Here is a 14,272-nt window from a genome sequence, read left to right as displayed (position 1 = left end):
CTCAGCCGCCGTCGGGTGATCCGGGCGCTCGCGGCGCGGGCGCGCCAGGCGCCGGAGCGTACTGGCGCGCCTGCTGCGCCATCTCGCGCTGCACCCAGGTCTGCATCATGTGCCGCTGCTGCTGGCGTTCGCGGCGCAGCCGCGTGGTCTCGCCATCGAGCACGCGAAACAGGCTGACGATCACCAGCAGCATCAGCAGCGCGAACGGCAGCGCCGCTATCGTGATCAGGCCCTGCAGCGCCTGCAGGCCGCCGGCCACCAGCAGCGCCGCCGCAATCAGCGCCACCGCCACGCCCCAGACCACGCGGCGGCGCAGCGGCGGGTCGCCTGCCTCGTCGGTGGACATGCTGGCCAGCACCAGCACCGCCGAGTCGGCCGAGGTGACGAAGAAGATGATCAGCAGCACCAGCGCCACCACCGACAGCAGCATGCTGGCGGGTAGGCTGTCGAACAGCACGAAGAGCACCGTCTCGTAGCCATTGGCCAGCGCCTGCACCAGATCCGCCTGGCCGAAGATCTGCGCGTGCAGCGCCGCGCCGCCAAACACCGCAAACCAGGCAAAGCCCAGCAGCGTGGGCGCCAGCACCACGCCGATGACGAATTCCTTGACCGTACGCCCGCGCGAGACCCGCGCGATGAAAGCGCCCACGAAGGGCGCCCAGGCGATCCACCAGGCCCAGTAGAACACCGTCCAGTCAAACGACCAGGTGCTCTCGGAAAATGGCGAGAGGCGCAGGCTCATCGTCACCAGCTGGTTGACGTAAGCCCCGAGGGTGGTGGTGAAGGTATCGAACAGCGCGCCCGTCGGCCCGAGCAGCAGCACCGCCAGCATCAACAGCCCCGCCAGCAGCAGATTGGTGTTGGACAGCCACTTGATGCCCCGCTCCACCCCGCTGGTGCTGGAGGCCATGTAGAGCACGAAGGCCACGCCTATCGTGGCCAGCTGCAGGGTCTGCGTCGCCTTGATGCCGAACACCCGCTCCAGCCCGGCCGCAATCTGGATGGTGCCGAAACCCAGGGTGGTGGCCACGCCGATGGCCGTGGCCACCACCGCGGCAATGTTCACCACCTGCCCGGCCCAGCCGGCGTGGTGGCGGCCCAGCACCGGCTCCAGCATGTCGCTCACCAGGCCGCGCCCGCCCCGGTTGTATTGAAACCAGGCCATGGCCAGGCCGATCAGCGCATAAATGGCCCAGGGGTGCAGTCCCCAGTGGAAGAAGGCGTAGCGCATGGCCGCGCGCGCTGCCACCGAGGTCTGCGGCGCCAGCCCCTCGGGCGGCCGCACGAAGTGCGAAATCGGTTCGGCCGCGCCCCAGAACACCAGGCCTATGCCCATGCCCGCCGCAAACAGCATCGACAGCCAGCTCACCCTGGAAAACTCCGGCTCGGCGTCCTCGCCGCCGATGCGCAGCGCCCCCAGGCGCCCGAACGCCAGGTAGAGCAGGAACAGCAGCGTGACGAACACCACCAGCAGGTACATCCACCCAGCGCCGTGCACCACCACGCCCAGCGCCGACTGCATGGCCGCGTTGAAGGGTCCCGGCACCAGACCGGCCAACAGCACCAGGACCGCCACGATCGCGATCGATACATGAAACACCATGGCTCGCCTCCCTTGTTCATGGTGCACGGGCAGCGCTGCCACCCCTGCGACGCCCGCACCATCGCGCAAAAGGCCCAGCGGGCTTCACGCCACCCGTTTTGCTGGCATTATTGCAGCGCAACATCCCACCGATCGCCCCCGGATTCATGGAATTCTCCTTTCTTGCGCTGATCTCCGCCTTTGGCAAAAGCCTGTTGTTCGCCATGGCGGGGGTGCTGCCCATCATCAACCCGCTGGCCACCGCGCCCATCTTCGTGAGCTGGACCCAGGGCATGAGCGCGGCCCAACGCCGCCAGCTCGCCATCACCGTCGGCAAGTACGTCACCATCCTGCTGGCCCTGACGATGACGCTGGGCTCGCTGGTGCTGGACCTGTTCGGCATCTCGCTGCCCGTGGTGCGCGTGGCCGGCGGCATCATCGTCGCCTACAACGCGTGGCTGATGCTCAACACCCAGCAGCCCGCGCACGACGACACCGCGCAGATGGCGCAGACTCTGACCGAGGAAAACGCCCGCCTGAACACCTTCTACCCGCTGTCCTTCCCCATCACCTGCGGACCCGGCTCGCTGGCCGCCGCCATCGCCGTCGGTGCCAGCCTGCGCACCCCGCGCATCACCGAAACCCTGGCCAACCTCGCCGGCGCGCTGGCCGGCATGGTGCTGCTGGGCGTGCTGGTGGCAACGACCTTCCGCTACGCGGTGCTGCTGCTGCGCAAACTCGGCGAGGTTGGCCAGCTCGTCTTCCTGCGCATCATGGCCTTCATGCTGCTGTCGGTGGGCGTGCAGATCGTCTGGGACGGCATCCGCGGCCTGATCGCCACCCTGCCCACCGCCACCTGAAGGCCGGCGCCAGCGGCAAAAACGGCCAAGCCCGCCTATATAATGACGGGCTTGGCCGGAGTAGCTCAGTTGGTAGAGCAGCTCATTCGTAATGAGAAGGTCGGGGGTTCGATTCCTCTCTCCGGCACCAGATAGGCAAAGGAAAGCGCGCTACACAAAACGTAGTGCGCTTTTTCTTTGTGTGTTGCTTGTAGGCAATCTCTAGGCATTTTTGTCAAACACGGACAGGCACAAGCCCACAAAAAATGGCTCTTTGCAGGGCTTGTCTGGTACTGGCGCTCAGTGCTTTTGGGTAGGCACTGACTGCACAGCGTGCTGGTGATCTTCCCCACCGTGCCCGAGGCCATCACCTTCGGCATGGACGAGGACGAAGCGCTGCTGCAGGCTGCCGATGCGCGGGAAACCGGCCTGTCGCTCTACGTGGATGCCCGCAAACCCCTGTCCGTACCCTCCGACGCCCAGGGTCGCCCCACGGTGCGCCCGTCGACGCTGGAATGTGCCAAGCCGGGCGTAGCGGCGGCGGCCTCCTCGCATCGCTCGCCCGGCTCTTTCTTTTGCGTACCGGGGCCTGCCTGACCTGAGGAGTTCTGGGAATACGGCAAACGCGTCCGAGGCGAGAGACCGCTCGTCCTCCAAAGCCGGCCACTGGTCGCACGGGCGGCACAAATCGATACGTGCACCCTAGGATGTTTACATGCCCCTTTTGCCATTTTCATGCGCCGGTGTTCCTCGGCAAGCCCGCTCGCAAAGCGGGTTCACGGTCATCGAGTTGCTGGTCACGGTTGCTATCCTGGCCGTGCTGGCTGCGCTGGCCGCGCCCAGCTTCAACCCCATCATCGAGAGGTGGCGTGTCCGGGGAGCCGCGGAAGACCTCCAGTCGACCATCTACTACGCACGCTCCGAAGCCATCAAGCGCGGCGGCGGCATCGTGATCGACGCCACGGGCGGATGGAGTCAAGGCTGGAAGGTCGGTTTGACCAGCGGCGGCGCTCCCTTGCGCGAGTTTGAGGCCCTGCGACGCGTATCCGCAACCCAGAGCAGCAGCAAGACCAAGCTCTACGTGGATCGATGGGGCATGGTCTCGGAGACCGACGGCGGCGTTGCGGCTGCAATGAGCATCTTGGTCAAGCCTGAAGGAAAGGACGACGGTGACAGCAGCGCCATTCGTTTGTGCATTGCTGAAGGAAGCCGCGTTTTTCAAAAATCGCACGGCGCAGCCTGCGCCTGACTCGGGGCCCTGACATGACCGCAACTTCCATCACGATGCGCGCCAACCGCAAAAACATGCAGGGTTTTACGGTCATCGAATTGATGGTCACGGTCGCCATCCTGGCGGTGCTGGCGTCGCTGGCTGCTCCAAGCTTCGGATCCATCGTGGATCGATGGCGCGTTCGCCAAGTCGTGGGCGATCTGGAATCCACTCTGTATTACGCGCGCTCGGAAGCCATCAAGCGTGGCGGCCGGCTGAGCCTGACAAAACTCAAGAACAGCGCAGGAGGTTGCCAGAACGCTCCAACCACGGAGGAATGGGGGTGCGGCTGGATTGCATTCGCTGACTTGAATGGCGACGGCACGCGGCAGAGCACCGAGCCTGTCTTGCGTCAGTTCGCTTTACCCGGCAACGTCAATGTAATACGTCGCCCGAGCGGCAACAGCCTCAAGTTTGACCGTTGGGGCATGACCAACGGCAACAACACCCTGAGCTTCGTACTTTCACCAGTGCCTGCCGGAGTCAGTTCCGCCAGCACCTACACGGTGTGCCTGGCGGCCGGTGGGCGCATACGGTCCTTGCCCGGCGAAATCGAATGCAAGGCCCAGCCATGACTTCTGCCAAATATCTTTCAAGGTTCTTCATGCAGCCCAGACGCGCAAAACGCCAAACCGGCATCACGCTCATCGAGTCACTGATCGCTCTCGTTGTTTCAGCGCTCGGCATCCTCGGCATCGTCGGGGTACAGATGCGCACCTTGGCGGACACCCAGACCACCGTCCGACGCGCCCAGGCCATACGCCTGATCGACGACCTGGGAGAACGCATGCGGGTCAATCCCAATGCCATGCTGAAATTGGCGAGTTTTCCGTCCGGCTACGGCCAGAAGGCCAGCGACATCACCCCGGCGGACTGCACTGCGACCGCCTGTACGCCAAGCCAGCAGATCACCCATGACCTGTACCAATGGAAGCTGACCGTAGAGCAGACCCTGCCTCTGGGGCAGGCGAGTATCTTCGAGGCGCCGGGTGAGGCAGGCGTGGACGGCACCAATCGCCGCGTACTGGGGGTCATCATCAGCTGGCGAGCGAACGAGCGCGAAGGCCTGGCCACCGATGACATCGACGCGTCCAAAGTGCGCCAGAACGATGGCAGTTTCTCTGCCGGGACCGATACCGACAACGCGTGCCCGGCAGACCGCATCTGCCACCTGCAGTACCTGCCCGTTCCCGCCCGCTGCGCACCTTACGACAACGGGGCCGCCGAGCTGACTGCCTATTGCTCTTGACGCGAGGACTGAATGACAACTTTTTTGATAGCGCCTGTCGACCGGCTTGCAAGCGCCCGAGCCCTGAAACGGCCCAAAATGGCCTGGCAACGCGGCGTCACTCTGGTCGAACTGATGGTCGGCATCGCCATCGGCCTGCTCGTGGTGGCAGTGGCCATGGTGGCCTTGATGGCTTCTCGCGGTATCAGCGGCACGGTCAGCGACGCCAGCCAATTGCAACAACAAGGCGCCTATGCCATGCGCGTCATCGGTAACCAGCTGCGGCAAGCCGGATCGCTTTATCTCAACCCTGATCCAGCGAGCGCCGGAACAGGTGCCGATCCCATGAGCCCCGTCGCCTTCGAAACCAATACCACAGGAACCGAAGGCAATAACTTCAACCAAGAAGACACGTTGGGCAAAGTCAGTACCGATAGTTCACTAGCAACCGCCTTTCGGCGCTACAAGGACCGTGTTTTCATCAACACCGATGAAATCGCTCTGTCACGTAACTGTATTGGTTTGCCAAAAGACGCAAGTGAGGACCGAAAAACAGAAAGCAATTTTACTCTTGAAGATGCTCAACTCAAATGCAGCGGTAATGGTTCGACTGCACAGCCTGTCATTGGCAATGTTGCAGAATTGCAATTTGTTTATATCGAACAATCGTTGGGCGCAAACGGCTCCGAGATTCAATACAAGAAAGCGGCGGACGTCAAGAACTGGCGCCAGGTGCAAGGCATACAGGTCTGCCTTGTCGTTTATGGCACCGAACCTGTAGATATGCCGGACGGCAGCAAGTACATGGGCTGCGATGGTGAAACGGAAGTCGACATGACCACATTGACAGGTCCTCGCAAGAACCGGTTGCACTTGCTGCTGCGCAATACCTTCCAGTTGCGCAGCCAGGCCCTCCTGGAACCAAGCATCTGAACATCGTTAGAGTCAGCCATGTCCTCATTGATCTGTTCGCCCCCCCCACGGCCTATCGTTTCAAGGGCACTCCGCCCCTTGAAGCGTCGCGCGTCGCAACACGGCATTGCCTTGTTCGTAGTCATCGTCTTCGTCATGCTGTCCATGCTGCTGGCGCTGTGGGCATCCCGCACCTCGATGTTCAACGAACTGGTGGTGGGAAATGACGCCGATTACCAGCGCGCCTTTGAGGCCGCTCAAGCGCTATTGCAAGACGCTGAGTTGGATATCCGAGGCCAGACGGCGGACGGAAAACCCTGCGCTGCCCCCTGTCGTCAATGGAATTTCACCCAGCTCCAGTTTCCCACCGAAGCCAAGGAAATCAACGGCTTGGTGGCCACGCTGAATGCTGCCGAAGGCAAGTGCAAGGATGGTCTTTGCGCGCGCCGCACCGGGCACCAGGACTTCTGGAACTACGAGAACGACGTCACTCCTGTAAGCCCCCCGGATGCAGGTGAAGTAACTTTGGACAAACTCACGAAATCGGGCGTCGGTGCTCGCTATGGGGAATATACAGGTGCCCAGCTCGGCGACAAAGACAACCCAGCGAATCCCATTTTGGCAAGGCGGGGCGGACCAAAGGAAGGCGGCTGGTATTGGATTGAAGTCATGCCTTACAGCGATGCGGCAAAGACGGCCAACCTGATCGTCTCCAGCGAAGCATCGAATCAGCTCTCGTTGAACCTTGACGTTTACGTAATTTACCGCATCACGGCCTTGGCATACGGCCTCAAGGACAGCACCAAGGTGGTGCTGCAACAGACTTATGCCCGCCAGAGAATGAAAGATTGAGATGGTAAAAACAATCTGCCATCTATTGGAAAAGTTCAACCATCAAAAATGGATAACCAAAATTCCAAAGGAGCACACCATGCCCCGCATTCAAAAGTCCAAATATAGAAAAAACATCATCACCCTTGCGGTCGGTGCCATACTAGCACCTGGCGGCGCATGGGCGCTCGACATCGTGCAAGCACCTCCACTGCCTACGGCGAAGTCCGCCTTCGTGGCACCCAACGTCATCATTTCGATTGACGATTCGGGAAGCATGGGGTTTCGGCTTGACCAAGGAAATACCTCCGGCGCAATAAATGACACCGCGCCTACCAACGGAGTATGGTCAAAAAAGGCACGTCGGATGAATGTTCTTAAGTACGCCCTGACTGAGGTATTTTCAGACCCTGATTTAGTGCCTGACGGAAAAATCCGTTTGGGGTGGCAGGCGATGTGGAATAACGGTAATAATGTTGAAAAATACAGCAGTTTAGACTATTGGTACGGTTCTGGCAAAAATCCGGGCTATAAGAAAACACCAGGTGCCAAAGATATAAGCAGTTCCGTGACCGGCAGCAAAAACCAGATACGCCCGCTGGACAATACCCAACGCCAGAATTTTCTTGAATTTGTCAGCTACCTCCTGCCGCAAAACGGCACACCTTCGCATGCCATGTTCAAGCAGGCTGACGATTACATGCGCGCAACGCTCAGTTCCACGGGACCTTGGTCGACCGATCCAGGCGGAACTGGAGAAAAAAGCACCGAGTATCTCGGATGCCGGCGCAATTATCACATTTTCATGACTGATGGTCGCTGGAACGGCGCCACCTCTGGTGGCAATCAGGATGGCAAAAGCTGGACAGCTCAAGGCGGCAGACAGGCTTTCAGTACCAGCTCAGATCAGACAAGGCTCTATACCGACAGCTACGGCGACCAGCTGGCAGACTGGGCATTCAAGAGCTGGATGGATCCATTGCAGAACCCAGCCAGCCTGCTGAATTCAGACAAGCTCAAGCCTTCAAAAGAATATGACGAGGCGCCAGCGACGGAAACATTTACCACTGGAAGCGGCGAGAACAAGAAAACGGTTAACCTGCAAAAATATTGGAATCCCAAATACAATCCAGCGACTTGGCCGCACATGGTAACCTACACCATAGGTTTTAGTGATGAAGCCATTACATGGCCTGGCGCAAGCCAAATCGAGGCAGCCGACATTACCCTACCCGTTTCGCCGACTGATGTCGATCAGGGCGGCTACCTAGGCTACAACAAGGGCTTTGCCGACATTGCCACGGGCGCTCAGACATGGCCGAAACTCGACGCAGAAAATAAGCGTTCCCTGGATCTCTGGCATGCTGCCATCAATGGACGTGGCCGCTTCTACCCTGTCAGTTCAGGTGAAGATCTCGAAAAAGCCTTCCGTTCCATCATCGGAAAGATCAACGAGGAAAGCGCAACCCTGCCGGAAAAAATCCAGTCGGGCGGCAGCACCAGCGGCTACAACATGTCGAACAAGAACGTGGGCAACTTTGCCACCGTCTACGAAGCAAAAAAGGCATGGAAAGGATATGTGACTGCCACCGACGGACGCGAGCCTGAGCCCTATCCATGCAAGGATGCGGATGGCAACGACGCCACCTGCTACCGATCCCCCAGCGTGGTCGAAGGCTGGAGCACCGGAGGCGTCGCCAAGACCACTGCAGACCGACTGGACAGCGTCGATTGGAACACGCGCCTGGTGCTTTCATGGAACGACAAAACCCGGACTGCCGCGAGCTTCAAATGGGCGAGCGATGAGACTTATCTGAGCAGCGCCCAGAAAGCGAGCCTGGGCAAGGAAAGCTCGGACCCTGCGGCGACTACCAAGAACAAGGGACAAAACGTCCTGAACTACATCCGCGGCGACCGCAGCCTGGAAGCCGATCCAGCAACGGCAGCCAAGCCTTATCGACAGCGCGTCAGCATCCAGGGCGACATCATCAATTCCGTCCTGTGGTACACCGGTGCACCCGCCGGCATCAGCCCCCTGAGCGGGTACAGCGCCTTCGTGTCAGCCCAGAAGAACCGTCTGCCCATGCTGTACGTGGGCGGCAACGACGGCATGTTCCACGGATTTTCGGCAAAGGACGGCTTCGAGAAAATTGCCTACGTGCCGCGCGGCGTCATGGCCAACCTGAAAGGCCTGGCCGACCCCGATTACGAGCACCGCTACTATGTAGACGGCTCTCCCATGTCCGGAGACATCAGGGACGGCAGTACATGGAAGACCATGCTGGTCGGCACCCTCGGGGCTGGCGGCAAAGGCTACTTCCTGATGGACGTTACCAAGCCTGACGATTTCATCGAAGGCAATGCAGCCACCTTGGTGCCCGTGGACAGGACCCGCGGCAACGTTGAAGCCGCGCCCGACTGCAGCGCCTTGACCGGTCCAGCAAAGACAGAGTGCAACAATACGGTCGCGGAAGACAGGGACATTGGCAACATCACCGCCCAACCGAGCAGAAAACCCAACAGCCCGCAGGAAACCACGCAAATCACCCTCATGAACAACGGGCGGTGGGCTGCCGTCATGGGCAATGGCTACAACAGCGCCAATCAACGTCCCGTGTTGCTGGTTCAATACCTTGACGGCGCCAGGGAGCTCGTTCGTGTCCAGACGACGACGGCTGGCACCGGTACAGGCCAAGCCAAGGACAATGGTCTGGCCGCACCCACCTTGGTGGATTTGAATGGCGACGGCACGGTGGACATCGTCTATGCCGGAGACAACCTTGGAAATCTCTGGAAATTTGATGTCACGAGCGATGACCCCAGTGAATGGAAATCCGCTTTCGGCCCGGGGAACCCCCTGTTCACAGCAAGAGGATTGACAACCATCGCGGGGACCACTCGCAATCAGGTGCAGCCGATTACTGCGGCACCGATTGTCCAGGCCAACGATCGCATGATGAAAACCGCCTCAGGCGAGACGGCCGCAGTGGGCGGCATGATGGTGGCATTCGGAACCGGTCGCAACCTGACTGAGGACGATCGCAAGACGGACATCAACCAGCCCATACAAACCATCTACTCCGTGCTGGACAACGCAAGATACCGCAAGCGCAGCAGCGGATCCAACCTGCTGGAAATCCATCCGGGCCAAGGTAACTGCAGCACCAACCCCGAGACTTGCGTTCCGGTTCCCGCCGCAGTTGGCACGATGACAGCTACGGGGCTGCTGGCAAAACAGAGCATCTCCACCGTCCAGGGCGATCTGGGTACGGTCAATGCAATCGACAGTCTGGACAAGGATACATGGAAGAACTTCAAGGGTTGGTATCTTGACCTGCCAGGCAGCGGAGAGCGCATGATCCAACCCATGCAATTCTTCGATGGAAGCAATATTCTGGCGGCTTACACGGAGTCGCCCTCCGGCACCGTCAATGCGTCCAGCACCAATCTCAACGAAAGCTGCGTCGATCAGGTAGTGGACACTAGTCCAGGTACTCAATGGCGCACCCTCATCAACATCATGGACGGAAAAAGGCCTTCCATTCAGTTGGTAGATGCCAACGGTGATGGCGTGTACAAAGGCGGAGCGGACGCCGATTCGGACAAGGACGTCAATCGGAAACAGGTCGCCATGGGCACCCCCACCTTGATCACCAAGGGTGACCGCATCATTGACACTACCGGAGGGGGCAAGGAAGAACTGGCGAGAATGCCTGAGCAATCCACCCGCCCCAGCTGGCGACAACTCAACTGATCGGAACCACCATGCGATACCCGTCAAGACTTCGAGGATTTACTCTGATCGAGTTGATGATCGTCGTGGCGATCGTCGGCATCCTGGGGGCAATCGCCTATCCGAGCTACGCCGAATATGTGCGGCGCGGACACCGCTCCGATGCTCGCGCCGCGCTACTGCAGGCGGCCCAATGGCTGGAGCGTGCTGCAACAGCCAATGGTGTTTATCCAACGACGTTGCCCAGCAATCTGACATGGTCGGGCGACGCTGCAAAGCGCTACACCATCAGTTTCAAAGGCACTCCCACGAATGCAGCCTTCACCTTGATTGCCAAACGAAAAGATCCAGGCCCGCAAAAGGATGATCGCTGTGGCGACTACACCTTGACCAATACTGGCGTCCAGGGCAACGACAACCTCAACAGTGGGGCAACCACCGTGGAATGCTGGGGCAAATGATGTCACGGTAGCATCCGGCTACCATGAAGACAGAACTTTCAACACCGATGCAAGAAGCGCTTGAGCTCGCCGCCCAAGCGCTTTTTCTTTCCAACCCCAACCCGCGCGTCGGCTGCGTCCTGGTCTCGCCGGCGGGCGAGGTCATTGGCCGGGGCTTTACCCAGCAGGCCGGCGGGCCGCACGCCGAGGTGGTGGCGCTGCGCGACGCGGCGGCTCACGGGCGGGATGTGCGCGGCGCGACCGCCTGGGTGACGCTGGAGCCTTGTGCGCACCAGGGGCGCACCGGGCCTTGCTGCGACGCGCTGCTTGCGGCCGGGGTGGCGCGGGTTGTGGCGTCGCTGGCCGACCCCAATCCACTGGTGTCGGGCCAAGGGTTTGCCCGCCTCCGGGCGGCCGGGGTGCAGGTGGACGTGGGGCCGGGTGCGCAGGCGTCGCGCGAGCTGAACATCGGCTTTTTCAGCCGCATGGCGCGCGCTCGGCCGTGGGTAAGGATGAAGGCGGCCGCGTCGCTGGACGGAGTGACCGCCCTCGCCAACGGCGCCAGCCAGTGGATCACCTCAGAGCCGGCGCGTGCCGATGGCCATGCCTGGCGTGCGCGCGCTTGCGCGGTGCTCACCGGGGTGGGCACGGTGCTGGCCGACGACCCCTTGCTCAACGTGCGCGGCGTCGCCACGCCGCGCCAACCCCATCTGGTGGTGCTCGACAGCCAGTTGCGCACGCCGGCTGCGGCGCGGCTCTTTGAGGTACCCGATCGCCAGGTGTGGATCTACACCGCGAATGCCGACCCCGCAGCCGCCGCAGCGCTGCAGGCGCGCGGCGCGGCGGTGACGGTGCTGCCCGACGCCTCCGGCAGCCGTGTGGATCTGGCGGCGCTGCTGCGCGACCTGGCGCGGCGTGAGGTCAATGAATTGCATGTGGAAGCGGGGCACGAGCTCAACGGCGCGTTCTTGCGCCTGGGGCTGGTCGATGAGCTCTTGCTCTATCTCGCCCCCGTTCTGCTGGGCAGCGGCGCGCGAGGCTTGGCCCACTGGGGGCCGCTCGCGGCGCTGTCGGAAGGCGAGCGGCTCACTTGGCGCGAGGTGCGGCAGGTGGGAGCCGACCTGCGGGTGCTGGCGCGCGTCGAGGGGCGTGAAGACTTTTGAAAAGCCAATGCGGACGACGGTGCCTCACCGCGGATACCGGAAGGGGGCAATTGCGGCATTCACGCGGCCCTGACCCCCACCCGGGCCCTGCCCCAGAGGGGGACGGCGGAAAAACTGAATTCGCAAGACAAATTCGAGCCTAGCCCTTGCCCCGCAAGCGCAAGCAGCTCTAATTCAAGGAACGGTGCAGGCGCACTTCCTCGATCTTCACGCCGCCCACGACGGCCGTCTTGGCCGTGCTCATTTCACGCTTGAAGCCTGCAGCTTCATGAAAGCGCAACGCCCGCTCGTTGCGCAGCGGCACCCAGGCGGTGACGGTGGTGCAGCCCTCTTCCACCAGGCCTTCGCGGGCCGCATCCCACAGCGCCAGTCCCACGCCCTGGTCCCAGTGGCCGGGGTCGGCGTAGATGGCCCAGATTTCCCCCGTGGTGGGGCGGGTCTTGGGGTCGCGCGAGCGGTCGAAGCCGACGAAGCCGACAACCTTGTCGTCCTCGATGGCCACCTGCACCTGGGGTTCGCAGTAGTTGATGGCTTCGCGCCAGTAGGCCTGGCGTTTTTCCGGCGAAGACATGGCCTTGAGCTGGTCGTCCGGGACGACACCTTTGTAGGCCTGAAGGGCAGCTGAAGTATGAACCTGGGCGATGGCCTTGGCATCGCGCAGCGTGGCGGGGCGTACCTGAATGCGAGACATGAAAACGAGAACGCAGCTAATGGAAAACCCGCGATTCTCGCGCAAAACGTTTCAGCTGCCTACTGCGACGCACAAAACCGCGCGGACGCCCAGGCTCGCACCGCGGCCCATGCGATGTGCTACAGCAGTTTGCGCAGCAGCGCCATCACGCGCTCGAAGCGCCGGCCGTAGGGCGGGTACAGCAGCGCACCCGCACCCCAGCGCGACTGCACCAGCACCGCCTTGGCGTGGCTGAAGCGCAGGAAGCCCGCCTCGCCGTGGTAGGCGCCCCAGCCGCTGTCGCCCACGCCGCCGAAGGGCAGGCTTTCATGGGCAATGTGCAAGAGCGTGTCGTTGACGGTGACGCCGCCGCTGACGGTGCGCGTGAGCACCTCGTCGCGCACGGCCGTGCGATTGCCGAACCAGTACAGCGACAGCGGACGTGGACGGGCGTTGATGTAGCCCACCACCTCGTCCAGGGTTTCGTAGCCGATGACGGGCAGCAGCGGGCCGAAGATTTCCTCTTGCATCAGGCGCATCTGGTCGTGCACGCCAAAGACCAGCGCCGGCGGCATCTGCCGCGCGATGCCGTCGCCCAGGCTTTGCGCTGGCGCGCCGTGGGTGGCGGCAGCGGGCTCGATCTGTTGCACCTCGGCGCCCTGCTCGCGCGCGTCCTGCAGCAGTTCGCGCAGGCGGGCCAGGTGGCGCGGCGTGATGATGGCGGCGTAGTCGGGGTTGCCTTCAAAGCGCGGAAAGAGACGCACCACGGCGGCACGGAAGGCGCCGGCAAAGGCCGCCTCGCTGCCCTTGGGCACGAAGAGGTAGTCGGGGGCGATGCAGGTCTGCCCGGCGTTGAGCAGCTTGCCGTGGGCGATCTTGAGGGCCGCATCCGCCAGGTCGCAGTCGGCGTCCAGGATGGCGGGCGACTTGCCGCCCAGCTCCAGCGTGGTGGGCGTGAGCTTGTCGGCCGCCGCCAGCGCCACCTTGCGCCCCACCGAGGTCGATCCGGTAAAGACCAGGTGATCCAGCGGCAGCCGGCTGAGCTGTTCAGCCACCGCCGCACCGCCCTGCACCACGCAGAATTCTTCGGGCGCGAAGAACTGGGCCACCAGGTCGGCCAGCTTGGCCGAGGTGTGCGGCGTCAGTTCGCTGGGCTTGAGCAGTACCCGGTTGCCCGCCGCCAGCGCCCCGATGGCCGGGCCCAGCGCCAGTTGCACCGGGTAGTTCCAGGGCGAGATCACGCCGATGACCCCCAGCGGCTGGCGCTGCACCCAGGCGCGCGCCGGCTGCAAGTACAGCGGCGTGCGCACCTTCTGGGGGCGCGACCAGCGCGCGAGCTGGCGCAGCGTGCTGGCCAGTTGCGCGCGCAGCAAAAAAAGGTCTGCCACTTCGGTGAGCTGGCGCGAGCGCATGCCGAAGTCCGCCTGCACCGCGGCGGCCAGCACCGGCGCATGGTCATCGATCAGCGTGCGCAGGCGCAGCAGGCGCTCGCGGCGCAGTGCCAGCGGCACATCGGGCTGGGCGCGACTGGCGCGGTGCTGCGCCTGAAACAGCCGCTCAAGCTCTTCTGCAGGGGTCTCGAACATCGCTTTGCCTTCCATCGT

At 62.3% G+C, this 14,272-nt stretch carries 13 protein-coding genes and 1 tRNA gene; 11 read left to right on the top strand and 3 right to left on the bottom strand.

Annotated features, from left to right (window positions below; translation table 11 throughout):
• Nucleotide 1 precedes the first annotated feature (1 nt).
• The gene (locus FOZ74_RS12195; RefSeq protein ID WP_146913319.1) at nucleotides 2-1,603 is read right to left on the bottom strand and encodes a BCCT family transporter; all 1,602 of its coding nucleotides are present in this window, start codon (nucleotides 1,601-1,603) and stop codon (nucleotides 2-4) included.
• 146 nt (nucleotides 1,604-1,749) lie between these two features.
• Here FOZ74_RS12195 and FOZ74_RS12190 point away from each other — a divergent pair, with 146 nt between their 5' ends.
• The 11 genes from FOZ74_RS12190 to ribD all read left to right on the top strand — a co-directional run bounded on the left by FOZ74_RS12190 (nucleotide 1,750) and on the right by ribD (nucleotide 11,998).
• Complete coding sequence (locus FOZ74_RS12190; protein WP_146913318.1) at nucleotides 1,750-2,442, top strand: MarC family protein; 693 nt, start codon at nucleotides 1,750-1,752, stop codon at nucleotides 2,440-2,442.
• Between the two features lie 54 nt (nucleotides 2,443-2,496).
• A tRNA-Thr gene (locus tag FOZ74_RS12185) sits at nucleotides 2,497-2,572 on the top strand.
• Nucleotides 2,573-2,754: 182 nt separating this feature from the next.
• Complete coding sequence (locus FOZ74_RS12180) at nucleotides 2,755-3,018, top strand: hypothetical protein (protein ID WP_186764592.1); 264 nt, start codon at nucleotides 2,755-2,757, stop codon at nucleotides 3,016-3,018.
• Between the two features lie 118 nt (nucleotides 3,019-3,136).
• The gene (locus FOZ74_RS12175) at nucleotides 3,137-3,670 is read left to right on the top strand and encodes a GspH/FimT family pseudopilin (protein ID WP_146913316.1); all 534 of its coding nucleotides are present in this window, start codon (nucleotides 3,137-3,139) and stop codon (nucleotides 3,668-3,670) included.
• A gap of 14 nt (nucleotides 3,671-3,684) precedes the next feature.
• The gene (locus FOZ74_RS12170) at nucleotides 3,685-4,266 is read left to right on the top strand and encodes a GspH/FimT family pseudopilin (protein WP_146913315.1); all 582 of its coding nucleotides are present in this window, start codon (nucleotides 3,685-3,687) and stop codon (nucleotides 4,264-4,266) included.
• Nucleotides 4,263-4,940 (top strand): type IV pilus modification protein PilV, encoded by a 678-nt coding sequence (gene pilV / locus FOZ74_RS12165; protein WP_255437600.1) that lies wholly within the window; start codon nucleotides 4,263-4,265, stop codon nucleotides 4,938-4,940. Before FOZ74_RS12170 ends, pilV begins: the two co-directional genes overlap by 4 nt.
• A gap of 78 nt (nucleotides 4,941-5,018) precedes the next feature.
• The gene (locus FOZ74_RS12160; RefSeq protein ID WP_146913314.1) at nucleotides 5,019-5,852 is read left to right on the top strand and encodes a PilW family protein; all 834 of its coding nucleotides are present in this window, start codon (nucleotides 5,019-5,021) and stop codon (nucleotides 5,850-5,852) included.
• Nucleotides 5,853-5,930: 78 nt separating this feature from the next.
• A complete protein-coding gene (locus FOZ74_RS12155; protein WP_432417459.1) occupies nucleotides 5,931-6,683 on the top strand; it encodes a pilus assembly PilX family protein in 753 nt (250 codons plus the stop codon).
• 1 nt (nucleotide 6,684) lies between these two features.
• Entirely contained in the window at nucleotides 6,685-10,416 is a 3,732-nt protein-coding gene (locus FOZ74_RS12150) for a pilus assembly protein (RefSeq protein WP_349291071.1), read from the top strand.
• 11 nt (nucleotides 10,417-10,427) lie between these two features.
• Complete coding sequence (locus FOZ74_RS12145) at nucleotides 10,428-10,856, top strand: type IV pilin protein (protein ID WP_146913312.1); 429 nt, start codon at nucleotides 10,428-10,430, stop codon at nucleotides 10,854-10,856.
• A gap of 47 nt (nucleotides 10,857-10,903) precedes the next feature.
• Nucleotides 10,904-11,998, top strand: coding sequence for a bifunctional diaminohydroxyphosphoribosylaminopyrimidine deaminase/5-amino-6-(5-phosphoribosylamino)uracil reductase RibD (gene ribD, locus FOZ74_RS12140; RefSeq protein WP_146913311.1), 1,095 nt, complete (start codon nucleotides 10,904-10,906; stop codon nucleotides 11,996-11,998).
• A 169-nt stretch (nucleotides 11,999-12,167) separates the two neighbouring features.
• Here the strand turns inward: ribD and FOZ74_RS12135 are convergent, their stop codons facing one another.
• Together FOZ74_RS12135 and FOZ74_RS12130 are read right to left on the bottom strand one after the other, a co-directional pair.
• Complete coding sequence (locus FOZ74_RS12135; protein WP_146913310.1) at nucleotides 12,168-12,689, bottom strand: GNAT family N-acetyltransferase; 522 nt, start codon at nucleotides 12,687-12,689, stop codon at nucleotides 12,168-12,170.
• A 119-nt stretch (nucleotides 12,690-12,808) separates the two neighbouring features.
• Nucleotides 12,809-14,254, bottom strand: coding sequence for an aldehyde dehydrogenase family protein (locus FOZ74_RS12130; protein WP_146913309.1), 1,446 nt, complete (start codon nucleotides 14,252-14,254; stop codon nucleotides 12,809-12,811).
• Nucleotides 14,255-14,272: the final 18 nt, after the last annotated feature.

The organism is Comamonas flocculans, assembly GCF_007954405.1.
GTDB lineage: Bacteria > Pseudomonadota > Gammaproteobacteria > Burkholderiales > Burkholderiaceae_C > Comamonas_C > Comamonas_C flocculans.
The sequence above is the reverse complement of the archived record's forward strand: the minus strand, read 5'-3'. Positions and strand labels throughout refer to the sequence as shown.

Coding starts and splice junctions, on each gene's coding strand:
- FOZ74_RS12195 (WP_146913319.1), bottom strand. CDS start 1,603: ATGGTGTTTCATGTATCGATCGCGATCGTGGCGGTCCTGGTGCTGTTG.
- FOZ74_RS12190 (WP_146913318.1), top strand. CDS start 1,750: ATGGAATTCTCCTTTCTTGCGCTGATCTCCGCCTTTGGCAAAAGCCTG.
- FOZ74_RS12175 (WP_146913316.1), top strand. CDS start 3,137: ATGCCCCTTTTGCCATTTTCATGCGCCGGTGTTCCTCGGCAAGCCCGC.
- FOZ74_RS12170 (WP_146913315.1), top strand. CDS start 3,685: ATGACCGCAACTTCCATCACGATGCGCGCCAACCGCAAAAACATGCAG.
- pilV (WP_255437600.1), top strand. CDS start 4,263: ATGACTTCTGCCAAATATCTTTCAAGGTTCTTCATGCAGCCCAGACGC.
- FOZ74_RS12160 (WP_146913314.1), top strand. CDS start 5,019: ATGGCCTGGCAACGCGGCGTCACTCTGGTCGAACTGATGGTCGGCATC.
- FOZ74_RS12150 (WP_349291071.1), top strand. CDS start 6,685: ATGGTAAAAACAATCTGCCATCTATTGGAAAAGTTCAACCATCAAAAA.
- FOZ74_RS12145 (WP_146913312.1), top strand. CDS start 10,428: ATGCGATACCCGTCAAGACTTCGAGGATTTACTCTGATCGAGTTGATG.
- ribD (WP_146913311.1), top strand. CDS start 10,904: ATGCAAGAAGCGCTTGAGCTCGCCGCCCAAGCGCTTTTTCTTTCCAAC.
- FOZ74_RS12135 (WP_146913310.1), bottom strand. CDS start 12,689: ATGTCTCGCATTCAGGTACGCCCCGCCACGCTGCGCGATGCCAAGGCC.
- FOZ74_RS12130 (WP_146913309.1), bottom strand. CDS start 14,254: ATGTTCGAGACCCCTGCAGAAGAGCTTGAGCGGCTGTTTCAGGCGCAG.